Genomic DNA, 24,673 nt, shown 5'->3' with positions numbered 1-24,673 from the left:
TATGATCAGTACCATTCTTAGATCGATTGCGATCGCCGCCGCCACCACCATCATGGTGGCGGCGGCAGCCCCGCAGGCCGGGCCCGGCGACCAGTCCCGCTGGTCGCTGGAATTCCGCGTCCGCATGGAACAAAGCTCCACGCCGCCGATCGATGTCCACATCGCAGGCGAATGGATTTCAACTATCTCCGCTGTATACCCTGGTCGATATGAAGCGCAGCTAAGACTGGATAACGTCCATTGCATCGGAGATGCAGTGCAGAAGGCGCCCGCGGCCGCGGTGGCCGAACTCGAGGCACGCCTTTCGCGTCCCTTCTGGGCAACCTATCGCAGCGACGGAGGGCTGATCGAGATACATTTCTATCGCGATAGCACTCCGTCTGACCGCAACCTGCTGCTGATGATGGCGAGCGAGTTGCAACTCGTCCGACCTCCCGACTCACGAAGTTCCTGGACTTCTGAGGAACGCGATGGCGCGGGTGAATACTCGGCGCTTTACCTGGTGCCGCAGCCGGACCGCATCCTCAAGCGCAAGCTGAAGTACACCCATACCGACGGGGTCGCGGGGGCTCCCACAGATGCAGTCCACGTAGCTGTTGATCAGTCGGATATCAGCTTCTCGTTGAATCCGGATCGAAATGTGGCAGGAATCGACGGCACCGACCGTATTCGCTTCGATCTCTCGACCAATCAAGCGCAACAGTTGGCCGCCGTTACCGAATTTCATCTTGGCAATCTTCGTACCACGCACGTCCCGGAACTGATCGGCAGCCTCGAACGCGCCCGCCCTCAGCTTTCGAGTTCCGCAATCGTCACGCAGCGCCCCGATGCCGCTCGGGTGCGTGCGGAGGCCGACGACCGGCTCCTCGATGGTTACGCCACCGACGCACTGCTCGCGGCCGCATTTACCAAAGACGGCGGCACGGCGGCCTCCCCTGATCGCCTCACCGCACTCTTCCGCCGTCGCCCTGAAGCAGCCCGAGCAGCGGCTTCCCTCCTTCAAAGCAAGGGCCGGAATCGCGTCATTACCAACGCGCTTGGCGCCTCAGGCTCATCTTCAGCCGTAGAGGTCCTCTCAGCTCTCGCACACGATACGTCTCTGCCACAGGACCTGCGCGTCGACGCAGTCGTTGCGTTCGTGCAGATGCAGCACCCGCCGCTCAAAGCGATGAGCGTTCTTCAAGACCTGATGCAGGACCCCAACCCGGCCGTCCGATCCGCGGCGCGGATGATGAGCGGCGCCCTCGCCCGCGCCGGCCGGCCGGAGCATGAAGCGGAAGCCGATGCCATTGACGTTTTACTGATCGCCCTTTACAGCGGCGCTCGTGACACGGGTGAGAAGTCTGAGTTGCTGGGCGCACTGGGCAACAGCGTTGGCCCTGCGGTGATTCCAGTTATCGAGGAAGCCTTGAGCGATGAACGCGTTTCGATTCGCGGTGCCGCGGCTCGCGCACTCCGGCTGGCACCCGGCATAAAGACCGATCGACTGCTCGCAGCCGCCATCACTTCCGATCAGGATGCAGCCGTTCGCGCCGACGCCATTTTCGCCGTCCGCTTCCGCCATCCATTGACGGAGCAGCTTGCGGATGCGCTCCTGCAAGCGGCAAGCACAGACAAGGTGGAGTATGTGCGCAGTGATGCTCTGGCAGTGCTTCGCTTGAACCCGACCGCCTCAGCAAGGATCCCTGAAACCCTGGAGAGGATCGCGAAGCTCGATACTGCTCCGGGCATTCGACGCCAGGCCAGAGAAGCACTGACGAGTCTTTCACTCACAGCTGCGAATCACCGTTAGTGTGGATACGGGAGCTGCCGGCTTTAACGCGACAGAAACCGATCTTTACAGCTGAGTTCGTAGTAATCCAAGTCACCCAAAAAAAGGTTGAATTTCGATGATAGCTTTCTGCCGGGATTTGCGCCGTGTTAGATAGCGAGTCAGACTAGAAGCCCACTTGGAATGTAAGGACACGTTCTACTGGATGACTCAAGCGCTTCTGAGTCCCTCACGAGCACCCGGCATTTCTCTTCCCGCGAGGTTGTCATGAAAAGGATCTGGGCTAGTCCAATTGTCTTGGTTCTCTTGTCTTTCCTATCGATTTGCAGCGCAGCTGCGATCGGTTTAGCGATCCCGAACCTCAAGCCGTTCGAAGACCCAACCGGCTCCGTTGCTACCTCCAATAGTGCAGGCGATATTCACGAAGACGGCGCGTTTTTCCAGAGCCTCGGGACCAATGGCCGAAGCTGTGCCACGTGTCATCAGCCCGACCAGGCTTTCAGCATCAGCGCCGTCGGCGCACGGCACGTTTATGAGCGAACTCGCGGCAAAGATCCCCTGTTCGCAGCATTCGATGGAGCAAACTGCCCCACCGGCGACATCACGAATCGCGCCGCGCATAGTTTGCTGCTCGACCGTGGTCTGATCCGCATCGGTATCACTTTGCCGGCCGCACTGCAATTCCATATCGCCGTGGTGCACGATCCATATGGCTGTGCCGTCAGCACTGATTTAGAAACTGGTCGTCCGCTCATTTCCGTATATCGTCGACCTGTTCCGAGCACGAATCTACGCTACCTGAGTGCAGTCATGTTCGACGGACGCGAGACCTTGAAACCGCTCAACAATGCCGCTACGTTTGATGCCAACCTCAAATACGACCTAATGGACCAGGCGAGTTCCGCAGTGACTGGTCACGCGCAAGGACAACCACCCACCGAGCAGCAGCTCGCTGAGATCGTCGAGTTTGAGATGGCCCTTACAACGGCCCAGGCGCGCGACAATCAGGCGGGTTCGCTGCAGAAGCATGGGGCTACGGGTGGCCCGCTCGATCTCGCAGGGCAGCAGTACTACCCTGGCGCCAACGATGTTCTCGGAGGGGATCCAACGGGCGCAAAGTTCTCTCCCAACGTGTTCTCGCTCTACGCCAAATGGAAAAAGCCCGGCGTCAACGGGCGGCGATACGACGGGCGAGACGATTGGGAAGATAGAGAAAGGAATTCGGCGCGGGAGGATATCGCCGCAGGCGAGGTGCTCTTCAATACTCACCCTCTTACGATTACAAATGTGCGCGGATTAAACGACAACGTCTCACTTGGCAGTCCAGCGTCTTTTTCCGGCACGTGCACTACTTGTCACGATTCGCCCAATGTCGGCAACCACTCTACAGCTCTTCCTTTGGACATCGCCACAAGCCGACTGGCGGGGTACGAGTCCGACACGGCGATCGTCGCGTCTCTGCGTCAGTTGAGTGCCCCTGATCTGCCCGTCTTCGAAATCACCGGTTGTCCGGATCCTGCCAACCCCGGAAAGACAATCACCTATTACACATCAGATCCCGGCAAGGGGCTCGTGACTGGACAATGCGCTGACGTCAATCGCGGTAAGGGGCCCATTCTGCGCGGCCTCGCAGCCCGCGCCCCATATTTTCACAACGGTGCAGCCGCAAATCTCGATGAACTGGTGAACTTCTATAACGAGCGGTTCCAGATGAATCTCACGCACAAAGAGAAGCAGCAGCTCGTTGCATTTCTTAATGCCCTGTAGCAGCTCTCTCTTGATAACTCTACCTATGCCGCCTGCTACGCTGTGTCATTGGGTTTGCTGCCACCCGCCACCTAACGCAGCGTATAGCTGCACCAGCGAGGACGCTTCCTGCTGTTGTGCCTGGGCCAAAAGCAGTTGCGCCGAATAGAGGTCGGTGTCGGTGGTTAGCACCTCGAGGTAGCTGGCATTGCCCCCTGAATAGCGCAGCCGAGCGAGTCGAACCGCATCCGTTGCGGACTTGACGTGCTCCGCCTCTTCTTCGCGACGCTCCCTGGTTTCGTTGTACGCAACCAGAGAGTCGGACACATCCTTGAGTGCGCCCAGTATGGTCTTGCGGTATGTAATCAGCGTTTCCTGTTCCTGCGCTTGAGTCAGGTGATAGTTGCTACGAATGCGTCCGCCGTCGAAGATAGGTTGCGAAAGAGATCCGGCCGCATACCAGTATGCATTGGCGCCTGAAAGCACCGTGCTCAGTTGATTGCTTGCAGAACCGCCCAAGCTGGTAAGGGAGATCTGCGGGAAGTATTGCGCCCGGGCCGCGCCAATTCGCGCGTTGGCGGCTATAAGCTTCGCCTCGGCCTGCTGGATGTCTGGTCGCCGCTGGAGCAACTGCGAAGGCACGCCAACCGGCACCTCCAGCGGATGGGCCTGCTGGTCAATGGGGAGTCCGCGGTCGATGGTGCCTGGATCACGTCCCAAAAGGATACTGATCGCGTTTTCTTCTACGGCGATCTGGCGGCGCAATTCAGGCAGGTTTGCCTGCGCGGTGTGAAGCAGCTCTTCTGCCTGTCTTACATCCGCGAGCGAGCCTGCGCCGTGCTGCTCAAGGGTTTGGGTCAAACGCAGCGATTCTTTTCGTGCCTCAATCGTACTTTTCGTGATTTCTAACTGCGCATCGAGGGCTCGTAGATTGAAGTAGGCGAGGGCTACATCCTGAATCAAGTTCGTCTGCACCGCCCGTTGGCCCCATTCACTCGCCAGAAGTTCAGCCCGTGCGGCTTCAGTCTGCCTTCGATAGAGCCCCCAGAAATCCAGGTTCCACGCAGCGGAGGCGCTGGGGCCACCGCCATTGAAGAACGAAGCGTTCTGCTTACCGTTGTTACTCGTGCCTGCAAAGCCAGAGGGCACCTGAAGTGCGCTGTAGCTTCCGCCGGCATTTACAGACGGAAATTGCTCAGAGTGAGTGATGCCCACTTGTGCTCTGGCTTCGAGCACGCGCTGAGCGGCGATGTGGAGATCGAGATTACTCGTCAGCGCTTCATGGATCAGCCGCACGAGAGCTGGATCCTGAAATACCGCCGGCCACTGGTCATCGCCAATCGACTGCGGCCCGGTGTTCATCCGAACATCGGGAGCCATTGCGCCCCGAAACTGCTGCGGTGTCGCGAGGTCGGGACGCTTGTAATTTGGGCCCACCCTGCAGCCGCTCAGAACCGATGCAGCAATCGTCACAATGACGACGCCCGATACTCTTCGTGTGGTCTTCGATGTCAGTTCCGGAAACATATCAGCTTCTTCCTTCTGCGCCTGATAAACTCAGCAACTCAGCGAACCTCAACGTCCTGTCCCTCGCGCAGCAGATCGCTGGGGCTCGACACGAGCGCGTCGGAAGCACGAATCCCGCTCAGCACCTCAACCTGCGTCCCGAGGTCTTTGCCGATCACCACCGGAACGAAGTGGAGCTTGTGGTCGCCCTGGACAGTCGCCACACGCATGCCGCTGTTGTCCACAATCAGCGAGCTGGTGGGGATGATGACGGACCTCCGCGGCTCAGTGACGGTGAAACTAATCTGCGCGTACATGCCTGGCAGTAGAGAGCCATCCTGGTTATTCACCTGAACTTCGGTCAACATGGTACGCGCGGCGCTGTCGAGCGAATTGGCGCTGCGCACAACCGTGCCCGTGTACTCTCGGCCAAGGCGCTCCTTCACGGTGATGGAGGCCTTTTGACCATCGTGAATATTCACCGCTTCTGACTGCGGCACGTCTACCTGGATGCGCAAGGTCCCGCTTTGGGCAATACTGAAGAGCGGTTTGCCTCCGGTCGCGCTGCCCGGAGTGACCAGGTCACCGCGTTCCACGTTGCGCTCCGTGATCACTCCATCAAAGGGCGCAACCAGCTGCTCGAATCCCTTCAGTTGCTCCAACCGCGATACATTGGCACGATTGGCAGCCACGTTCGCTTGTGCCGCCGTAATGTTGGCGGCAGCTGCAGCCACATCCGCGACGCGCGCGTTGTATGCCTGCACCGCCTCATCAACAACCTGTTGCGAAATGGCGTGTTCGCCTCCCAGCGGGAGATCGCGATCCCTAGTCAGACGCGCCAATTCGGCATTCGCCTTGGCTTGCTCGAGGGTCGCGTTGGCTTGCTGCAGAGCCGCTTCTGATTGGGCCAGGGTTGCGCGAGCCTGCAGCAGTTGCTGATCGACCTCCGGCGAAGAGATGACGGCAAGAACCTGCCCCGCTTTCACCTTGGATCCAATATCGACGGACCTCCGATCCACGTACCCTTCCGTCCGCGCATAGACCGCCGAGCTGTACAGAGGCTCGACATTTCCGGGCAGAACAAGCGTCGATGTCGGCGCACCCAGCTCCGGATGAACAAGGCTCACCACCGGATGGACGACAGGGGACTCGCTGACTGCAGCAAGAGCCTCGCGCTGGCGAACCAGCCGGGGAACGATTCCGATGGCCACGAGAGCGATCGCAAAAATGGTCAATCCGGACAAACGTTTCTTCGAAATGAAGGCGGACTTGCTGCTCGTGGTGTCCAATGCTTTTTCAACCTGCGGCATTATGCGACCTCCTGGGAGTGGCTCGAGTTTTTCGAGTGAATGAGCGTGAACATCAGAGGAACAAAGAACAGGGTGGCGAAGGTGGCAACACTGAGGCCGCCAATCACGGCGCGCGCGAGCGGCGCGTTTTGTTCGCCGCCTTCACCAAGGCCAAGAGCCATGGGCAACATGCCGACGATCATGGCGAAGGCCGTCATGATGATCGGCCTGAGCCGCGTAGATCCAGCCACAACAGCCGACTCAAGCGGAGCGGTTCCCTTGTTGCGCAGTTCATTGGCAAAAGTCACCAGCAGAATTGAGTTGGCTGTAGCCACGCCGATGGACATGATTGCTCCCATCAGGCTAGGCACGTTGAATGTTGTCTGCGTCAGGAACAGAGCCCAGACGATTCCGCAGAAAGCGCCCGGCAGCGCGCAAATGATGATGAAGGGATCGAGCCAGCTCTGGTAGTTCACCACCATGAGCAGATAAACGAGCAGCGCCGCGAATCCCAGCCCGAGGCCAAGCCGGTTGAATGCCTCGTTCATGCTCTCAACCTGTCCGCGCATCACAATCTTCGTGCCCGCCGGCAGATGCTTTCGTTCGCTCTCAACAATTTTGTTGATTCTGCCGGCGACGGAACCCAAATCGCTGTCCTGCGTGTTTGCAAAAATGTCGAACACCGGCGCGCCGTTATGGTGGTTAATGACCTGGGGCAAAACGGCTGGCGTTAGCGTCGCCATATTCCCCAGCAGTTCGCTGCGATTGCTCGCGGCGTGCAGCGGAATCGGCGTGTTCTGAAGCGCATTGATTGAGTCAATTTGATACTGCGGTGTCTGCGCGGCCACGGCATAGGTGATCCCCATCTTGGGATCGAGCCAGAAGTTTGGCTGCACGGCCGCACTGGAACTGAGAGAAATGTAGATGCTGTTGGCTACGTCCTGTTGCGTGAGACCAAATTCGGCCGCGCGTACTCGATCGATGTCCAGGTGAAGATCAGGTGCATTGACCACCTGGTGCAGGCGAACATCCACGGTGCCCGGCACCGTTGCTACTTGTGCCCGCAGCTCCCGCGCAATTTCGTAATTCGCTGGATCGTATCCCTGCACCTGTACGTCAATGGGAGAAGGCAAACCGAAGTTCAGAATCTGGGTGACAATGTCGGCCGGCTGAAAGAAGAACGTCATCTCAGGGAACTCCCTGTTGAGCTGAGGCCGCAATTGCTTCACATAACGAGAAGCGGAGTCATGATGCTTCGCGTTGAGCGAGATGAGAATCTCGCCATCCGAACTTCCGATCGTGGCCCCGTCTCCGAAGGCGTAGTTGAAGGTCTCGGGACTTAGCCCGATATTGTCGATGATGAGGTCGAGTTGATCCGCAGGGATCGTCTTCCGAATCTGTTCCTCAACCTCGCTGACCAGCGCCTTCGTCGTCTCAATGCGGGTTCCCGGCAAGGCCCTGACGTGCAGGCGGATCTGCCCGGAATCAACAGACGGAAAAAAGTCCCGGCCAACGAACGGCAACAACAGGAATGCCGATGCCATGATGGCGAGCGAGGTAAACAGAGCCGGCCTCCGGTGATGCAGCACCGTCCGCAAAGCCTGCGTGTAACGCTCCTGAACCCAGAAGTAGCCCCGGTTGAAGTGGCCATTGATGCGGGCGAGGATGGAACGCCGGGCTGGAGTGCGGTCCTCCGGCGCCTCGTGTCGCTCAAGCGAATGCTCGGCGCCGAGCAGGAAATTCACCATCACCGGAACAAGCGTCCTCGACAGCACATAGGACGCGAGCATGGCGAACACCACAGCCAGCGCCATCGGCGTGAACAGATATTTCGCCGGGCCTGTGAGAAATACCACCGATACAAAGACAATGCAGATGGTCAACGTCGATACGAAAGTAGGTGTCGCGATCTCTGAAGCGCCAACCAGAACGGCATCCTTCAGCGAATTCGAGCCCATGTGTCGATGAATGTTCTCGATAGTGACGGTTGCATCGTCTACAAGAATGCCGATCGCAAGCGCGAGCCCGCCAAGGGTCATCGTATTCATCGTCTCTCCCATCGCGCTCAGGACGATGATGGAACTGAGGATCGAGAGTGGAATCGAAATCGCAATGATCAGCGTGCTTCGCCAACTGCCCAGGAAGAGCAGAATCATCAATGCTGTGAGGCAGGCGGCAATGATGCCCTCTCTCAGAACGCCTTCGATCGACGCCCGCACAAAAAGCGATTGATCGAACAGTTCCGTAATCTTCATTCCTTTTGGCGCTGCCGCGCGCGAGGTGGGCAACACATCGTTCTTGATCTGCTTGATGATGTCCAATGTCGAAACCGAGCCGGTCTTCATCACCGAAAGCAACACATTCGGCTTCCCGTCCGCGCGAGAAATGTTCTGCTGCACAGCCCATCCATCGCGCACATGGGCAATGTCTCTCATGTAGATCAGCGATCCGTTTACCGTCTTGACCGGAACGTCGTTGAGGGAGAGCGCATCGACCGGACTCGAATTTGTGCTGACGGTGTACTCATGCGTTCCGATCTTTGCCGTGCCTGATGGAAGCGTTAGATTCTGTGCATTGATGGCCGCAACTACGTCCGTCGGCGCGATACCCTTTGCCTGAAGCGCATTCTGGTCCATGTCGACCATGATTTGTCGAGCCTTGCCGCCGTAGGGAGCGGGCAGCAGCGTTCCCGGCACGGTGGACAACTGTTGGCGCACCCGAAAAAGCCCGTAATCGTAAAGTTGCGATTCAGAGAGAGTGTCACTTGAAAGCGAGAGCTGAATAATCGGCACCGTCGATGCGCTGAAGCGCAGAATCCATGGGGGGTTCACGCCCGGCGGCATTCGGAACCGAATCGAATTCACGGCAGCTCCGATCTGCGACATCGCCGCATCGATGCGAACCTGCGGCTGGAATGAGATCTTAATCACGCTCGCACCGTTCACCGTCTGCGAGTCGATCGCCTTCACGTCATTCACAACCGCCATCACGAATTCACTGAACGTCGTGACCCGCTGCTCCATCTCCTTCGCAGAGAGCCCGGAGTAGGACCAGATCACGGTGACAACCGGAATATCTATATTCGGAAAGATGTCGGTGGGCGTAGACACAATCGACGCGACGCCGAGGACAACAATCAAAATGGCCGCAACGATGAAGGTATAGGGCTTATTCAGGGCGAGTCTGACAATCCACATTGTGACGCTCCGGGGAAGTCGGCGGGCCCGACGACTACTTAGATATCCATCGAACTAGTTGGATTCAGAAATCTCTCCTTGCGTCCTCAAGGGCCCTCCTTGCATCCTCTTATTTGTGTGAATACAGGGAAACGGGCGGTTATGGAACAGATGAACGACGCGGAAGCCGCACAGATCGGCAAGGCACTAGGAGATCCGAATCGCCTCGCAATCTACACCGATCTTGCAAAGCACGAGGAGTTGTTTTGCGGTGAGATGCATTGCAAGCACCCCATATCGGCGGCGACATTATCGCACCACCTCAAGGTTTTGGCAGACTTGGGCTTGATCGCTTACCGCAAAGAGGGACTGAATATGTACTACCGTGCCATCCCTGAAAGGTTTGCCGCTTATCTTCAATACCTCGCGAGTGTGGGCCCGAAAATTCCATCGACTTCGGTGGGGAAACCGAAGCGCGCGAAACAACGCCCTAGTCGCAGTGCAAGTTCCGCGAAAGTTCGGGGCCAACGAACTTCGTAAATCCGATGTTGAACGTCTGAAATTCTGCACACTCCTAAGGATGAAGGAACTCGCTCGGAAGCGCTTTTCTGATCCTGCCTATTTCTTGCCTAATCCTCTTTGAGGCTCCAAAGATTCACACAGTGGCGATTCAAGCGACTCAGCCGACTGCAAGTCTCGATAACGGCTAAGCTCATCCCGCCGCACCTTCTAACATTTCCAGCGAGCGTCCTCGGGTTTCGCCCACGGCGAGCCAGACAAACGCTGCGCCGGCAAAACAAATCGCCGCATAAATGAAGAACGCGCCAGAGGTTCCCAGGGAGTGGTTCAGCGCAGGAAACGTGTACGTGAGAACGAACGACGCAATCCACAAGCAAGCTACAGTGATTGACACTGCTGACGCCCGCATGCGGTTGGGGAAAATCTCGGTGATCAGAACCCAGGTGACAGGCGCTAGTGACATGGCATAGCTGGCAATCGCGCAGAGTGTTAGCACTAGCACCCAGATGCCATGTAAGTGAGCGTGATAGGCTAAGCCGGCGGCAAAATGCGAGACACCAATGGCAACGCAGCCAAAGATCATGAGCCTCCGGCGGCCGAAGCGGTCAACCAGCAACATGGCAACAACGGTAAAAACCAGGTTGATGGCGCCGGTGATAACGATGTTGAAGAGAATTTCGCTCAACCCATAGCCGGCATTGCGATAGACCTCCTGGGCGTAGTTGAAGAGAACATTAATCCCGCTCCACTGCTGCAAGACGGCTAGGGCAGCGCCGATAGCAAGCAGCTTGCGCCCGGGCGATGCAAGCAGTTCTCGCCATCCTGCACGCTCATGCGGAGAGCTAAGCGACTTCTGAATCGAAGCCGCCTCAGAGTGTGCATAGTGTTCGCCACCGATCTTGCGAAGCACCTCGAGCGCGGAGCCAAACTCCTCCTGTGCGGCGAGCCAGCGCGGGCTTTCCGGAATGAACGGAGCCGAGCAAAGGAACAGCATCGCGGGCACGGCCACGGCGGTGAACATCCAGCGCCAGCCATATTGCGCGTTCCAGGATGACCAAAGAACGATTCCATGCAGATCGGCGGGAATGGTTTCAGCAATACGCCAGTTAGCCAGTTGAGCCGCGAGGATGCCGATAACAATCGCCAGCTGGTTCAGACTCACGAGGCGACCGCGCCACTCGGCCGGGCTGATCTCGGCTATGTACATCGGCGAAACATTGGAAGCCAGTCCGATGGCGACACCGCCCACAACGCGCCAGAGGATGAATGCGGAGAACGCATGGGCCCAGCCAGTGAGGACGGAAGAGGCAGCAAACAACAGCGCAGAGACAATGAGGAGTTTCTTGCGTCCCAACTGGTCGGCCGCGGGGCCAGCTATGAGCGATCCCACAAAGCAACCAAGAAGAGCGCAGCTGTTGGCCCAGCCGATTGAAGCTTCGGAGGTGAGGTGGAAGTAGACCTCGTAGAAGGGCTTGGCGCCGCCGATGACGACCCAGTCGTAGCCGAAGAGCAATCCGCCCAAGGCAGCGACAAAGGCGATGGTCCAGAGATAGCCGATGCGAATCTCGGCGTGAACAGATGACTGTGGCGTCGGTCCGGAGAACGGAGTATGCATGTCAGCGCGCCGCCCTCCGATCTTGGAACCGGCTCAACAGCTGTCTCAAATCGCGCGCTCCAGCATGGCTTGCATCGAGCTCAAGCAAATTGTTGAGCAGAGCGAGCGCGTCGTTCGAACGCCCGACCCCGGCGCAAGCCTGGGCACGAAGAAACATGGCATCGACACGGTTGCGGCGGGCAGGGTCCTCATTGAACAGGAGCATGGCAGGAAGAGACGTTGCGAAGTAGTCGACCTTTGGTTCGGCCCTCTCAAGTTCGACAGAGTACTCGAAAATGCGGTTGAACAGAGCTTCGGCCTCTCCCCGCATGCCGATCCGGGTGAAAGCAAGGCCGCTCCAGAAGGTCATGTCGGAGACCTCTCGCACGGACATTTGCTGGAAGTCGCCTTTCTGGTGGGCTGCGCGCAACCACCATGTCCGGGCTTCATCCGTTTGCCCGCCGCAGTTGAAAGATTCGCCGAGCCAATAGTGAACGTCGCTCTGGTTCGCCAGCAGATGCTTCGCCTCGCTGAGATTATCTGGGGGCTCGAGCGCCGCAAAGAATTCTCTGCAGGCATGAGTGAAATCGCCGCCATCCAGCGCGCGTCGGCCAAGCAGCATACGAGCGCGCTCATACTGCCGAAGGACGAGCCCTTCGCCGCCTTCCCATGGCTGGAACTTTCGGCCGAGCAAGAGACGGAGAGCCTCGTCAGGCTTGTCCACCTGGTTGAGCAGCGCAGCGAGTTCCACAGACAGATCGTCTCGCGCCTCCACGAGTTCTGGATACTGCTGCAACTCACTCAGGCGCAGATGAGGAAAACGCCCAGTCCGCTTCCATAGCTGATCGCGCTCGTAGAGTACACGTGCATCGCGCGGATTTGCAGCAAATGCAGATTCAAAACTGCTCAATGCTTGTTCGGGGTCATGACGGACGTTGAAATGCGCGATTCCCAGATTACGGTGAACGGTTGCGAACGATGGGTTTGCCTCGGCGGCTTTGTCCCAGTGCTCAATCGCTTCCTCGTAACGCTTCCGGTCATACAGCAAGTTGCCGAGCAGGTACGCCGGAACCCATCGCAAATTGGCTCTCATCAGAGCCCACTCGAGCACAAGCATTTCCTCCAGCCTGCTCGGGAAGCAGTAATCAAGGCACGATTGCGTCGCCCGATGGAGTGTTTGCGCAACGGTTTTCGCGCCGAGTTTTTCTTCGGTGTAGGCGAGCGTGAAAAGAACCATCGGCGTGGAGCCGTCGTGCGCATCGAGGTCCGCCAGGCGCAGTACAGCGCGCGCTTCCTCGTGAAAACCAGCGCGCATGAGGTCGAAAGCCAGGTCCAGACTCTCCTGTCCATGGGCGGGAGCGATTCCCTTCTGCCATCGCGCTCCAATGTCGAGTGGATCGAGGGCAAGAGTTTCGTCAAGCATTCGATCCGCGGCAGAAACATCTCCCAGCCTGCGCAGGACGATCGCCAGCAGATTGCGAGCGTTGAGATTGTCCCCATCCGCTCTCAAGCTGCGCTGCACGTGATCGAGAGCCGTGCGCCACTCCTGCCTTGCCGCATCGCATTCAGCCAGCGCGAAGTACGCCGCCGCGCGCCACGCGGCATTCCACGTCGCCTTGTGGAAGGCACCGTAAGCTTCTTTCTGGCGCCCCTGATATCGCCGAGCAAGCCCCAGGTTGTAATAGGGCTCCCCGTCGCGGGGATTTGGGTTGAGCGCGGTGAGCCGCGCGATGGCGGCCTCGAAATGCACTGCGGCCTTTTCGAATTCACCGCGGCGAAGGTGCGACAGACCCATGGCGTTGCAGATGCGAGAGTCGTTTGGATCCCGACGCAGGCCTTCGGCCCAATACGGCTCCGGCATGCGTGTGGCGTGACGATACTGCTCGAGATGCATACCGATGAGATAAAGTTCCTCGATCGTCTCAACTTGTTCGGGCAGCTTCGGCTCCTGAGCAACCATAGGGGCTGCAGCGGGCTCTATGCGCGCCGGATCGTATGAAATCAGAACCCGCTGTCCGGCATAGACTTCGACCGCCATTTCCGCCAAGTCGCTTCCCGAAGGCACGGGCGATTCGACCACCACAGAACGCGCCGCGTCGATCGTCGTGTCCCATCGCGCAAGTTCCGCGCCACTGCTCTTCAACACAATAGTTGCGGAGTCAACAGCACTGGTTACATAAAGCCCAATCCGCGCCTGATGCTGCTCGACCGTCAGGCTCAGCGCCGCTTCGGCATTGGCCGCGACGGGAGTGCCGATCTTGTGAATCGGATACCAGTTCTGCGTGAACGTCTTGGTTTCCCAGGGAGCGAGCCACGAAAAGTCTGGCTGATTATCCGTATACACTCCGGCCATCAACTCAATGTAAGGACCGTCGTTGTCCGTCAGATTGCGGTCCCACGCGTAACCGAATTCGTGATTGCCCCACGTCCACTGCTTCTTGCCGGGGGCGATGTGATGATTTGCCACGTGCACCACGCCGGCTCCGGCCTTGTGATCGTAGCCCCCAAAGAAGTTCTGTCCGGTTCCGGTGATCATGTAACTGGTAGGAACCGGAATGTTGGCGTACCAGCTCAGGTCGTTCGGGGCATAGCTCTCCCCGGGCACGAACTGACGCGGCATCTCGTCTGCAGGCACTCCGTTGCGCGCACGTTCGCCGTAATTCACGCCGTAATACCGGCCGTCGCTCAGCGGGAACGAGGTGACTGCCCGCTTGGCATGGTCCGCCACAAAGCGGACATCGCCTGGAAAGAACGACTGATACTCCTCATGTACGCGCGTGGCCACGTTGGCCCACCACAGGAAGGTCTGCGTGAATGGCGTACGGTTGTAAAGGCGAGCCTTCAGTTCAACCACGGCGCGCCCAGGCCGCAGACAGATGCCGTGCATGCCTTTCATGCGCAGCATGGGATCGTGGTCGCTGCACCATATGGTGACGGACCCATCCTGATCCGTTTCAACTTCAGTTGACACCGGCATGAAGGTTGCAGGCCGGTGATGCTGTGGCCAGTTGAATTCGACGCCGCCTGAGATCCACGGTCCTGCGAGCCCAACCAGGGCAGGCTTGATGACGTTCTGGCGGTAAAAAAAGTCGTAGCCCGTGGTCTTGTCGTAACCAACGTGAATGCGCCCGCCAATCTCTGGCAGGATCATCAGCCGAAGAAACTCGTTTTCGATGTGGATCGCCTTCCACCGTTTCGTCTGGGGCTCAGTTGCGATGCGATCGATGAAGGGGAGCGGGTACACCCTTCCGCTGCTGCCCTGATATACGCGGTTCTCCAGGAACATCGGATTGCGATCCGGCGCGTCCGGGAGATACGTCAGGATCTCCACATCCTGCTGCCATGCCTTCACCGGCCCGCTTTGATCAGCGGGAGCATGGGGTAAAACCAGTAAATGAGGGGTGGAGTCGCCTTGCGCTGCTTCATGGGAGAACATTCAAACTCCGTAACCGTGTACGTTAACGTGAAGATCACGCTACCCGTGGCTTGGTCTTCTGTCAAGGATCTCCGGCTCAGGGGCTCAGAATTCCGGCTCCGGTCGGCCCGCGCTGTAGGCGTCTACGAAGAGTGACATATTGCTTCTCAGCACGAGGTGAGGAGCGAGCCGTACGGAGCGCTCTGGCGCGCAACCCTGGACAAGAAAACGGCTGAGCGCTTCAAACGCCATCCTGCCCTGTGTGAAAGGGCGCTGATGCAACGCCGCAAATACCTGCCCTGATTCGATCCACTGCGCCATCTCCGGAAAGAAATCAGTTGCGATGATCTGAACTTTTCCGGCCCTTTGCGATTCGGCAACTGCAGCAATCACAGGAGCGCTATTAGCTGTGCTGATGTAGATTGCACCCAAATCCGGATGCTCCTTCAACAGGCGCGATGTTGCCTTGTGCGCGTCCCGTGCGGATTCATGCGACTGAATAGCAGGCAACATGGTGAGGTGCGGTGCCAGAGTCGCCAGCGACGCGGCAAAACCGCGCAGTTTGTCGGCGTGATCCTGAATCTTCAAATCCCCGGTGATCACCACAACCTGCCGTCGATCTGGAACCAGACGGCCCAGCAATTCCGCCGCGATCCCACCGCTGAGGACCGACTCAACCGCAATCGACGCTAGCCTATTCTCCCTCGCTGCATCAGTCGCCACGAACACGATTGGCTTGTTCTCCTCCTCTGCTTCCTGGCAGATAAAGGTCACCTTGGCAGGCTGTCCTGGCGCAAGAATGATGCCGTCAAACTGACGCCATCTGTGCGTCTCCATAGATTCGACGTCGCCCTGTCCAAGCTGCGGGTACGAATGGAAAACCACTTCCACGTTCGCACCGGCAGCGGCCAACGCCCCCGCACGGATGCCGGCCCTCAGCGGGTCGAAAAACGATGCGATCTGCTCCGGCAGGAAAACACCAATGCGGAAATGGCGATTCAGCTTCAGATTTCGCGCTACCAGGTTTGGCGTGTAATTGAGCTTCTTCGCCTGCCTGAGCACGCGCTCGCGCGTTTTGGCGCTTACCCCCTCGCGCCCATGCAATGCCCGATCGACCGTGCCAATGGAAACACCAAGCGCCTCGGCAATCTGCCGAATGCCTGCGGGGCCGCTTTCCTTCTGCTTCCTCATAACGGGCTAATCCTGGTTCTGGAGTTGTGCCGCAGATAACGTTGACAGTTTGGGAGTGCATTACGTACTGTAAGTGTGTTTCCGTGTACGTACCCGCAAATATATCTACATCCGAGGTAAATGTGCAATCTCGGCGCAAGTTTCTTCAGGGCATCTCGACTAGCGGACTGTTGCTGGCCGCCGCAGATCAACTTGCGGCAAAGCCGCCGCTTCCCTCACCCGGCGAATATCCAGTGGCAGGCAGCATCCCACTCCGGGATGGCTGGGAATTTCGTCTCGACCCCACGGGAGCCGACGAGATAATCGAGGCGCCGGGCCAGGCCGGATGGAAAGCGGTACAGGCGCCTCATACGTGGCAAGCACTCGGCGGTTCGCCAGAGTTTGTCGGCGTCGCCTGGTATCGGCTCCGCTTTGAGGCCCTGGCAAGTTGGACCTCGCAGCATGTGCGTGTAGAGTTCGAAGCGGTAAATCACACGGCGCACGTATTCCTCAACGGAAAGCCAATCGGCGAGCACGTCGGCAAGGGCTACACCGCATTCGCACTCGATCTCTCAAATGGCTTGACCTTCGGGCAGGAAAGCACACTGCTGGTACGCGTCGACAATCGGCCCAACGATCGTATGCTGCCGCGCAACAAGAGCTACGACTGGACCGACGACGGCGGCATCATTCGCCCAGTGAACTTGCTCATCACGCCGCGGACCTTCATCGAACGCGTGGAAATCGATGCAATCCCCGACCTGACAAACGGTTCAGCCGCCATCCGCATCCGGGCAATCATTCGGAATGCAACTGCACAAGTTCAGAAGGCGACCATTCAAGCAGCAATCCGCCAAGAAGGCACTGCGGAGGAGCAGTTGAAAATCGGGCCCGTGAGCACATCGTTTGCGCCCAACGGCACTCAGGTTGTCGAGATAGGTCCAACGACGCTAACGAACGCTGCGCTGTGGCATTTCGATGCTCCGCGCCTCTACGAAGCTGTCGTCGAACTCAAAAGCTCTTCCGGCAGCCACAAGTTCCTCGATCAATTCGGCATTCGCAAATTCGAAGCACGTGGTTCGTCATTCTATCTGAATGGAGAGAAGGTCTCGCTCATGGGGGTGGAGCGCATGGCCGGCAGCCACCCTGAACTGGGACTCGCAGAAACGACCGAGTGGATCGACAGCAATCACCGCGATATGAAGGATCTGAATTGCGTCTTCACCCGCGTGCACTGGGCGCAGGACAAGCGCGTTCTGGACTTTTGCGACCGCCACGGCATCCTGATGCAAGAAGAGGTACCTGCGTGGGGCCCGGAGACGTTCTCGAAAACATCCGATGACGTACAGCATGCGCTGGAGCAGAACGGGCTCGAGCAACTGCGCGAAATGATTCATCGCGATCGGAATCATCCGTGCATTGTGGCGTGGGGCCTGTGCAACGAGGTGGACGGCAAGAACCCGCGCACCCGCCAATTTGCCCGCGCGATCGGCGCTGAGGCACGTCGCCTCGACCCATCACGTCTCCAAACCTACGCATCCAACACGCTACACGTTGATCCAGGTTCCGACATGGCAGGAGAGCTCGACTTCATTTCGACCAACGAGTACTACGGAAGCTGGGCGCCAGGAGGCCCCGCCGACGTGGAAACGCATCTCGACCGCATTCGCAAGGCGTTCCCGGATAAACCCATTGTGGTGTCCGAATACGGCTGGTGCGAGTGCCAGCCGAAGATGGCGCCTGGCGATGAGAACAGGGTTTTCATCGTCAACTCACATACTGAGGTGTTTCGGAAATTCCCCGAGATCGCCGGCGCCATTTACTTCGACTACAACGATTACCGCACGCTCGTTGGCGACAAGGGAGTGGGCGCCATGCGGCAGAGAGTACATGGAGTTGTCGATCTGTATGGGAAACGAAAGCCCTCATTTGACGCGCTGCGGCTGCAGGCCAGTCCCGTCGAGAGTGCCGGCCTGCGCAATTCCGGTGAAGGCAAATACGAGTTCGACATGCGTACACGGGAGCAACTTCCCGGCTACACTCTGCGCGGCTACTGGCTGCGATGGCTGGCTTACGGATACGACGACCTGCCCATGGATGGCGGCAGAACGCAATTGCCCGACCTGCATCCCGGCTCATCGCACACACTTGAATTCAGCTCGTCCGTGAAGTCCATCAGGAAAGTCGTCGTGGACCTGGTGCGGCCCAACGGCTTCTCTGCTATCACAGTTGAGTACCTGGATGAGGCGAGCAGAAGCTGAACAAAGCGCCGTACGCGCAAGCCGCGCACTCAAGGACTCGGCGCAGCGCGACGACTACGGCCTGCCGATTGATTATCGCCGCCGGTGAGCACAAGCTCGTACTCAGGCACAAGGCGCAAGCTCTGCAACACGGCCGCCTGGCCGTTTGCTCCGAAAGCGGGAGCCTCCTGGAACTCGAAGTAGACGGGAGCATCGCGCCGCAACGGCACAATTGTCAGTCCGAATGAACCGTCTTTCAATTCCAGGAATCTACGCAGGCCTATGGACCACGTCTGGCCATCGTAAAAGTTATCTGTAAGTAGCCTGTCGCCCGCGGTAAAACGAGCTAAATCTCCCTGATACTCTACCTGCAAGAAAACGTCGCTCGGGCCGTTGAAGACATTCGGCGGAAGCTCGATGGACCAGCGCGCAGCGTACGGCGGTTCGGCGATCCCGGGTGCCATGGCCACGCCCTGCGGCCGCCAGGCAGGCGCAGGGCCTAGCTTCACCGGTGGCGCGTCGCCAGCGGGCTTAACCAACCGGTACTTTAGCTCCAGGTCCCGCTCCCCTGCATCGGCCGTAAAGCGAACCATCCGCGCCGTAGCGTCCGCCTGAACCAATGGCACGTTGCCATGCGGAGCCAGGGTCAGAGGCGGCGTGATGGTGAATGCGAAATTCGACTCTCCGCGAGAACGGAGAACAACACGCTGCTTCCCGCCGTCCTGGTCGACGAAAAAGTCATCTGCCGTGATGAGCAAGTGATCGCTTACGCGACCGCCGCCAGACTTGGACGCGAACTGAACCTTCCACGCATCTTCCGCTTCGCGTCCTGTTAGAACCACAAGGTGGACTTTGCCGCCCTTCGAGCCCGTCACGTCGACGAACGAATCGACCCCTGGCCGCAATTCGCTCACCGTTACCAGACCCGCATCGTGGCTGGTTTTGCCGCTGGAGGACTGCAGAGATCCAACCGTATCCGAATCAAACGCGAACTCCACGGGAATGCCAGGAATCGCTGCAAAGTAGAGAGTGTCGCCTCCATCGCCCGCGATGCGCGTGAACAGCTGCGCGGTGCTGTACCGGATGTTGACTCCGCCTGCATGCAGGTTGAAGGGCCAGATGAAGTAAGCGCCCGCAGGAATGTCGACTGGACGGCTCGGCACGCGCACTGTTCCATGGGGAAGACGAACTTCAAATTGCGCTGCGGACCGCGCCGGGGTCTCGTAATTGCGCACGTAGTTGTTGAAGAAGATGAATCCCGAGTCTCCCCGCGATCGCAAGGAAGCGCGCGGCACTGAGAGGTCAGACGGATTCGCCGGTTGCTGGTCGGGCGCGTGAACCATCATCGGTGCGAGGTAGTCGCCGAAGTCGTTGAGGAAGTACTGGAACACTTTCATCTTGCGGAACGACTCACGCTCCCGCCCGAACTCGCCCAGCGGCGCCTGAAAGTCGTAGGACTTGATGGGCACATCGTTCGGATAACCGGTGGCCTGCGACTCCTGCAGGGTCGAGAGCTTGCCTTCTGGATTCTCGCCGCCCTGAAACATATACGTGCCGTACAGATTCACACCGGAACCCAGCATCACCGGAAACATGGCTGCAATGTCGTCCGGATGCACCACGAGACGGCGGTGATATGTATTCTGCAAGCCACCCCCAATCTCCGCCGTGAGATAAGGCAGCGGAGCCTGTGCTGAAGTGTCCTCAACTGCCGCTGACGCCCCGCCGATCACGCCCATGTTGGAGGCGACACGGCTATGAAATCGGAATGCATAAACTTCAGAGGGTGGAAGCTTCGCGGTTGAGGCATCCCACGGCGCATCAGGATAGCCCCCATAAACCGGGATAACCGCGTCATGCGGCACAACGGCCTGATCCCACCCGGTCACGAAATAGTAAGGAACATCAAAGCCAGCAGCAACGGCGAGTTTCTTGAGTTCGAGAATGTGCGCTTCGCCGGCCCCGGGTCCGCGCTGACTATATTCATTCTCCAGTTGAATCCCGATGATCGGGCCGCCGTCCTTCCACATAAGCCCTCGCACCTGCTGGGCGATCTGCCCATACCACCTGCGAACGTACGAGAGATACACCGGGTCGTTGACGCGCGTCTTAAGCTGCTTCTTGAGTAGCCAATCGGGAAAGCCCCCGTTGCGCACTTCGCCGTGATCCCATGGCCCGATGCGCAGCTCGACATACATTCCGTGCTTAGCGCAGAGCTGCACGAAGCGGCGCAGGTCGCGCTGCCCCTGCCAGTCAAACTGGCCCTCGATCTCTTCGTGGTGGATCCAGAAGACGTAGCTGGCAACCACATCAATGCCGCCCGCCTTCATCTTCAGGATCTCCTCTTCCCAGCGCGATTCCGGGTAGCGCGCATAGTGGAATTCCCCCACCACCGGCAGCCAGGGCTTGCCGTCGCGCACAAAGTAGCGGCTATTCACAGCCAGGGTGCTGCCGGAGACCGATTTCGACGTGCCGCCCTCATAACGCGCCGCTCCGGGTTCGCTATACGGCTGACTGGCATCGATGCGGATGGCGGTAAGCACCTGCGCCGCAGACGTCGTAATCCGAAACCCAGACAGAAAAATGAAAGGGACAGCGAGGGCCGCCACGCGCCGCCCGCGCACGCTTCTGGCCAGCCCCGTAGAATCCTTCAGCAAGGCGAAGAACATTCGATAAGTCTCCGGTACGAGAAAGATTACTCCGTATGCCTCATGCGCATTTGGCATATCCGACCAGACTGGAACTGGATTGCGATCCATCGGTTTGCCTTGACGCCCGTCGACCTGAGCATTTGCTTGAGGCCTGCAACAGCTACACGTATTCTCGGAACCCAGCTTTCTCAGCACCTTCGCGCAGTAGTGGTATGGTCCGCTAACCCCGCAAAGCCTGCACGAATTCGAAGGCTGACCTGGCCCGGATCGGCTACACTTCCACCAAGCCTTGACATCCGCAGAACCGGAGAGAAATTTGATGGCATCGTTTGGCTCTTTGACCACATAGGCGGGCGAGTGGCGCGGTGGAATCGACCGAGCAGCATCGGTTTTGCGCTTTCCAGGCTCGGCAATTACACTACTCCGGCACAATGGGCCATCAAGGGTGTTCTAGTATGCGGGAATTGCTTCTCATCGACGATGCGTCGGGAGACTTGAAGAAAGCCGCGGCAGTTGCGGAGTCGTTGGGCTTTGACAAGATCCACACGCGCAATTCCGTGCCCGCGGCCTCTGCGCTGCTTGAAGAGGGGCTTGCCGGCAAGACCACCCTTCCGGACACCATCGTTCTTGACCTGGATCTAGGCGTAGACAGCGGATTCGAGTTGCTCCGCAAGTGGCACAGTACGCCTCGCCTGTCCGCGATTCCCATCCTGATTTGGTCAGTCCTTGACGAACATCGTGAGCTCTGCGAGCTCTTCAACATATCCTCCTATGTGTCCAAGTGGGAGGGCATGGAAGTGTTCCGCGAAAAGCTGCAACAACTGATACGCTAATTGCAATCCAATCCCTGGAGAGGGATCTGGTTGAGGACCCTTCCGCTCGCCATCTGCTAGTTCTCCAGGTTCAATTCCCCACCCGCATATTCATCCCAAGGAGCAGGCAATGAACGATCTCGCGGAGATCATTTCTGAGAGTGCGGAGCCCATTCGGAAGCAATGGCTTTCCGAGTTGGCCAAGGTCATTGAACGCGCTGGCGTAATCAGCAAGGCAGAGCTTGAAGAGCAGACCCGCGATATTCTCAATGCCATCGTGGAAGGGGTCAGGACAAGCGGGCCCACCGACATCAGCGCAGGCGGATGGGATACCGCCCGGGCGCTTCTCAAGGAAATTTCCGCCTCCCGCGCGCGGCAGGGCTTTTCTCCGGTCGAAGTTACCACCTTCGTCCTCTCCCTCAAACAGCCGCTCTTTGCTGAAATCCGTAAGAAGTTCAAGGGCGACCAGGACCGCATGTTCGCCGCCCTTTGGACCGCGACCGAACTGCTCGACCGCTTGGCCCTGATCACTACCGAAGCGTTCATGGACACAAGGGAGGAACTGATCTCCCGGCAGCAACAGGAACTTCTGGAGCTGTCGACCCCGGTGGTCAAACTCTGGGACGGCATCCTGGCCCTTCCCATCATCGGCACGCTGGATAGCTCGCGCACTCAGGTGGTGATGGAGAACCTCCTGCAAACGGTGGTTGCTACCAACTCCAAGTACGCCATTATCGACATCACCGGCGTACCCACGGTGGATACCCTCGTGGCGCAGCATCTGCTCAAGACCATCACGGCCGCCCGCTTGATGGGGGCCGAGTGCATTATCAGCGGCGTGCGTCCGCAGATTGCGCAGACCATCGTTCACCTGGGCATCAACCTTGAAGATGTCATTACCAAGGCTAAGCTGTCTGACGCGTTCGCCTTGGCTCTGCAGCGCAGCGGAAGAGCTGTGGTGCGCCAGACCGCCGCACCCCTAAGTCCATTGGCTCATCTGATCGCGAAGCGGGAGGAGTAGATGGAGAAAATTCCCGTACTTCGCATGGGACCGCTGCTGTTGATCACCATCCAGATCGATATGCACGACAAGCTCGCACTCCAACTCCAGGACGACGTAACCCACCGCATCTCCGAATACGGATCGACGGGCGTACTCATCGATATCTCATCGCTCGAGATTGTCGACTCGTTCATCGGCCGCATGCTGGCCAACATTGCGGCTATGTCCCGCGTGTTGGGCGCCGACACTGTGGTCGTCGGAATGCAGCCGGCCGTGGCCATCACGCTCGTCGAACTCGGGATGTCCTTGCCTGGAGTGCGTACGGCTTTGACCGTCGAGGCGGGCATGGAACTCCTGCTGGGGGCTGTCGCAGAAGATGCCAATGGAACTGACCATGAACATCGTCAAGCGTGAGACCCAGCCGCTAAAGAACTCGAACGACGTAGTGCTGGCCCGCCAGAAAGTAAGGCAGTGGGCCATTGAGCTCCGCTTCAGCCTGGTGGATCAGACAAAACTCGTTACCGCCGCCAGCGAACTGGCACGTAACGCTCTGGATCACGGGAAAGGTGGAAGCATGACCGCCGAGGTGATCACCTCCGGAGCGAAGAGCGGACTGCGCCTGGTCTTTGAAGATCAGGGGCCGGGTATCCCGAATATCGATCTGGCACTGAAGGATGGGTATACCTCAGCGTCGGGAATGGGACTCGGGCTTGGAGGCAGCAAGCGCCTGGTGAACGAATTCGACATCCAATCGGAAGTAGGCAAAGGAACCAAAGTGACTGTTATCCGATGGAAGTAATCCTGACGGAATTCGTTTCTGTTACCGACCAGAGTTCAGTCGGCGAGGCGCGCCGCGCCGCCATGACCATGGGCCAACGCCTTGGATTCGATGAAACCAGGGGCGGCGAACTGGCTCTGCTAGTCACTGAGGTCTCCCGTAACGTGCTCGTTCATGGCGGCGGTGGCCAGATCATCTTGGCTGGCGCGCGAAATGGAGATCGATCCCTGGCCCGCGTGCTGGCCATGGACAGCGGGCCCGGCATAGGCGATCTGACCCGTGCCATGAGAGATGGGTACTCGACCGGCGGCACCATGGGTGGCGGCCTTGGGGCCATCAAACGGATTGCCACAAATTTCGAGATCTTCACCAGCTCTTCCGGGACAATCGTCTTCCTGGAAATCGGTTCCGGGCCGGCCTGCCCTCTCTCGATTGCTGGAATGGCAGTTCCCTATCCGGGGGAACGGTTCTGCGGAGATGGATGGGCGTGCGAGTGCTTCGCTGATCGGACCCTGGTGCTGCTTGCCGACGGCCTTGGCCATGGATGGGGTGCTTCGGAAGCCGCCCAGGAAGCGATCACAACCTTTCGCCGTCATACCGACAAGAGCCCGGGGGCCATCCTGGGGTATCTGCATGACGCCCTGCGGAAGACCCGCGGCGCCGTAGCAGCCGTTGCCGAGATTCGATCCGACGGCAAGCTGCTTTATGCGGGCGTGGGGAATATCTCAGCAGTGTTGCTGCAGAATGGCGTTTCGCGCAGCCTTATGTCGCATAACGGCACTCTGGGAATGGTCGTTCCCCGCATCCAGGAACTCCAGTTTCCCTGGCCGCAGGGCGGAATCCTGATTCTGCACTCCGATGGCGTCCAGACCCGGTGGGATCTGGCCTCTTATGCTGGTCTCGCATCCCGGCATCCGGCCGTCATTGCGGGCGCTCTGCTGAGAGATTTTCGCCGGAGCCGCGATGATGCGAGTGTAATCGTCATCAAAGGTTTGTAGGGACC

General features: G+C 58.7%; 17 protein-coding genes. 9 read left to right on the top strand and 8 right to left on the bottom strand.

The genetic code is table 11. The features are described 5' to 3' along the window. Position 1 precedes the first annotated feature (1 nt). Positions 2 to 1,792, top strand: a complete 1,791-nt coding sequence (locus MOP44_RS12900) for a HEAT repeat domain-containing protein (RefSeq protein WP_260796446.1) — start codon at positions 2 to 4, stop codon at positions 1,790 to 1,792. Between the two features lie 324 nt (positions 1,793 to 2,116). Here MOP44_RS12900 and MOP44_RS12895 read toward each other — a convergent pair whose 3' ends face one another. After that, complete coding sequence (locus MOP44_RS12895; RefSeq protein WP_260796445.1) at positions 2,117 to 2,458, bottom strand: hypothetical protein; 342 nt, start codon at positions 2,456 to 2,458, stop codon at positions 2,117 to 2,119. 123 nt (positions 2,459 to 2,581) lie between these two features. On the opposite strand from MOP44_RS12895, the gene MOP44_RS12890 reads away from it, so the two are divergent. Next, complete coding sequence (locus MOP44_RS12890) at positions 2,582 to 3,538, top strand: hypothetical protein (protein ID WP_260796444.1); 957 nt, start codon at positions 2,582 to 2,584, stop codon at positions 3,536 to 3,538. Between the two features lie 45 nt (positions 3,539 to 3,583). On the opposite strand, the gene MOP44_RS12885 is transcribed toward MOP44_RS12890, so the two are convergent. The 3 genes from MOP44_RS12885 to MOP44_RS12875 are packed head-to-tail and all read right to left on the bottom strand — an operon-like array spanning position 3,584 to position 9,509. Then, positions 3,584 to 5,044: an efflux transporter outer membrane subunit gene (locus MOP44_RS12885; protein WP_260796443.1), complete on the bottom strand. Its 1,461-nt coding sequence runs from the start codon at positions 5,042 to 5,044 to the stop codon at positions 3,584 to 3,586. Positions 5,045 to 5,082: 38 nt separating this feature from the next. Next, positions 5,083 to 6,333, bottom strand: coding sequence for an efflux RND transporter periplasmic adaptor subunit (locus MOP44_RS12880; protein ID WP_260796442.1), 1,251 nt, complete (start codon positions 6,331 to 6,333; stop codon positions 5,083 to 5,085). Next, a complete protein-coding gene (locus MOP44_RS12875) occupies positions 6,333 to 9,509 on the bottom strand; it encodes an efflux RND transporter permease subunit (protein ID WP_260796441.1) in 3,177 nt (1,058 codons plus the stop codon). Before MOP44_RS12875 ends, MOP44_RS12880 begins: the two co-directional genes overlap by 1 nt. Before the next feature lie 141 nt (positions 9,510 to 9,650). Here MOP44_RS12875 and MOP44_RS12870 point away from each other — a divergent pair, with 141 nt between their 5' ends. Further along, entirely contained in the window at positions 9,651 to 10,028 is a 378-nt protein-coding gene (locus tag MOP44_RS12870) for an ArsR/SmtB family transcription factor (protein ID WP_260796440.1), read from the top strand. A 172-nt stretch (positions 10,029 to 10,200) separates the two neighbouring features. On the opposite strand, the gene MOP44_RS12865 is transcribed toward MOP44_RS12870, so the two are convergent. From MOP44_RS12865 to MOP44_RS12855, 3 genes are all read right to left on the bottom strand, one after another. Next, a complete protein-coding gene (locus MOP44_RS12865) occupies positions 10,201 to 11,622 on the bottom strand; it encodes a sugar porter family MFS transporter (RefSeq protein WP_260796439.1) in 1,422 nt (473 codons plus the stop codon). A gap of 1 nt (position 11,623) precedes the next feature. After that, a complete protein-coding gene (locus tag MOP44_RS12860; protein WP_260796438.1) occupies positions 11,624 to 15,037 on the bottom strand; it encodes a DUF5107 domain-containing protein in 3,414 nt (1,137 codons plus the stop codon). A gap of 84 nt (positions 15,038 to 15,121) precedes the next feature. Further along, the gene (locus tag MOP44_RS12855) at positions 15,122 to 16,207 is read right to left on the bottom strand and encodes a LacI family DNA-binding transcriptional regulator (protein WP_260796437.1); all 1,086 of its coding nucleotides are present in this window, start codon (positions 16,205 to 16,207) and stop codon (positions 15,122 to 15,124) included. A gap of 122 nt (positions 16,208 to 16,329) precedes the next feature. Between MOP44_RS12855 and MOP44_RS12850 the strand changes: the two genes are divergently transcribed. Continuing rightward, the gene (locus MOP44_RS12850) at positions 16,330 to 18,447 is read left to right on the top strand and encodes a glycoside hydrolase family 2 protein (RefSeq protein ID WP_260796436.1); all 2,118 of its coding nucleotides are present in this window, start codon (positions 16,330 to 16,332) and stop codon (positions 18,445 to 18,447) included. A gap of 29 nt (positions 18,448 to 18,476) precedes the next feature. Here the strand turns inward: MOP44_RS12850 and MOP44_RS12845 are convergent, their stop codons facing one another. Continuing rightward, positions 18,477 to 21,095, bottom strand: a complete 2,619-nt coding sequence (locus MOP44_RS12845) for a beta-galactosidase (RefSeq protein WP_260796435.1) — start codon at positions 21,093 to 21,095, stop codon at positions 18,477 to 18,479. 437 nt (positions 21,096 to 21,532) lie between these two features. On the opposite strand from MOP44_RS12845, the gene MOP44_RS12840 reads away from it, so the two are divergent. The 5 genes from MOP44_RS12840 (at position 21,533) to MOP44_RS12820 (ending at position 24,668) form a co-directional block, all read left to right on the top strand. Beyond that, on the top strand, positions 21,533 to 21,910 hold the full coding sequence (locus MOP44_RS12840) for a response regulator (protein WP_260796434.1): 378 nt from the start codon (positions 21,533 to 21,535) through the stop codon (positions 21,908 to 21,910). Between the two features lie 109 nt (positions 21,911 to 22,019). Beyond that, positions 22,020 to 22,910, top strand: a complete 891-nt coding sequence (locus MOP44_RS12835) for an STAS domain-containing protein (protein WP_260796433.1) — start codon at positions 22,020 to 22,022, stop codon at positions 22,908 to 22,910. Continuing rightward, positions 22,911 to 23,306 carry an STAS domain-containing protein gene (locus tag MOP44_RS12830; protein WP_260796432.1) on the top strand — a complete coding sequence of 132 codons (396 nt, stop codon included), beginning with the start codon at positions 22,911 to 22,913 and terminating at the stop codon, positions 23,304 to 23,306. It abuts the gene before it with no gap. Then, the gene (locus MOP44_RS12825) at positions 23,275 to 23,691 is read left to right on the top strand and encodes an anti-sigma regulatory factor (RefSeq protein ID WP_260796431.1); all 417 of its coding nucleotides are present in this window, start codon (positions 23,275 to 23,277) and stop codon (positions 23,689 to 23,691) included. The genes MOP44_RS12830 and MOP44_RS12825 overlap by 32 nt, the downstream gene beginning before the upstream one ends. Next, entirely contained in the window at positions 23,682 to 24,668 is a 987-nt protein-coding gene (locus tag MOP44_RS12820) for a SpoIIE family protein phosphatase (RefSeq protein ID WP_260796430.1), read from the top strand. The genes MOP44_RS12825 and MOP44_RS12820 overlap by 10 nt, the downstream gene beginning before the upstream one ends. Positions 24,669 to 24,673 lie beyond the last annotated feature (5 nt).

The sequence above is a fragment of the Occallatibacter riparius genome, from assembly GCF_025264625.1.
Taxonomy (GTDB): Bacteria; Acidobacteriota; Terriglobia; order Terriglobales; family Acidobacteriaceae; genus Telmatobacter; species Telmatobacter riparius.
Note: the sequence above shows the minus strand (reverse complement) of the source record. Positions and strands in the feature narration are given on the sequence as shown.

Coding starts and splice junctions, on each gene's coding strand:
- MOP44_RS12900 (WP_260796446.1), top strand. CDS start 2: ATGATCAGTACCATTCTTAGATCGATTGCGATCGCCGCCGCCACCACC.
- MOP44_RS12895 (WP_260796445.1), bottom strand. CDS start 2,458: ATGGAATTGCAGTGCGGCCGGCAAAGTGATACCGATGCGGATCAGACC.
- MOP44_RS12890 (WP_260796444.1), top strand. CDS start 2,582: ATGTTCGACGGACGCGAGACCTTGAAACCGCTCAACAATGCCGCTACG.
- MOP44_RS12885 (WP_260796443.1), bottom strand. CDS start 5,044: ATGTTTCCGGAACTGACATCGAAGACCACACGAAGAGTATCGGGCGTC.
- MOP44_RS12880 (WP_260796442.1), bottom strand. CDS start 6,333: ATGCCGCAGGTTGAAAAAGCATTGGACACCACGAGCAGCAAGTCCGCC.
- MOP44_RS12875 (WP_260796441.1), bottom strand. CDS start 9,509: ATGTGGATTGTCAGACTCGCCCTGAATAAGCCCTATACCTTCATCGTT.
- MOP44_RS12870 (WP_260796440.1), top strand. CDS start 9,651: ATGGAACAGATGAACGACGCGGAAGCCGCACAGATCGGCAAGGCACTA.
- MOP44_RS12865 (WP_260796439.1), bottom strand. CDS start 11,622: ATGCATACTCCGTTCTCCGGACCGACGCCACAGTCATCTGTTCACGCC.
- MOP44_RS12860 (WP_260796438.1), bottom strand. CDS start 15,037: ATGTTCTCCCATGAAGCAGCGCAAGGCGACTCCACCCCTCATTTACTG.
- MOP44_RS12855 (WP_260796437.1), bottom strand. CDS start 16,207: ATGAGGAAGCAGAAGGAAAGCGGCCCCGCAGGCATTCGGCAGATTGCC.
- MOP44_RS12845 (WP_260796435.1), bottom strand. CDS start 21,095: ATGTTCTTCGCCTTGCTGAAGGATTCTACGGGGCTGGCCAGAAGCGTG.
- MOP44_RS12840 (WP_260796434.1), top strand. CDS start 21,533: ATGCGGGAATTGCTTCTCATCGACGATGCGTCGGGAGACTTGAAGAAA.
- MOP44_RS12835 (WP_260796433.1), top strand. CDS start 22,020: ATGAACGATCTCGCGGAGATCATTTCTGAGAGTGCGGAGCCCATTCGG.
- MOP44_RS12830 (WP_260796432.1), top strand. CDS start 22,911: ATGGAGAAAATTCCCGTACTTCGCATGGGACCGCTGCTGTTGATCACC.
- MOP44_RS12825 (WP_260796431.1), top strand. CDS start 23,275: ATGGAACTGACCATGAACATCGTCAAGCGTGAGACCCAGCCGCTAAAG.
- MOP44_RS12820 (WP_260796430.1), top strand. CDS start 23,682: ATGGAAGTAATCCTGACGGAATTCGTTTCTGTTACCGACCAGAGTTCA.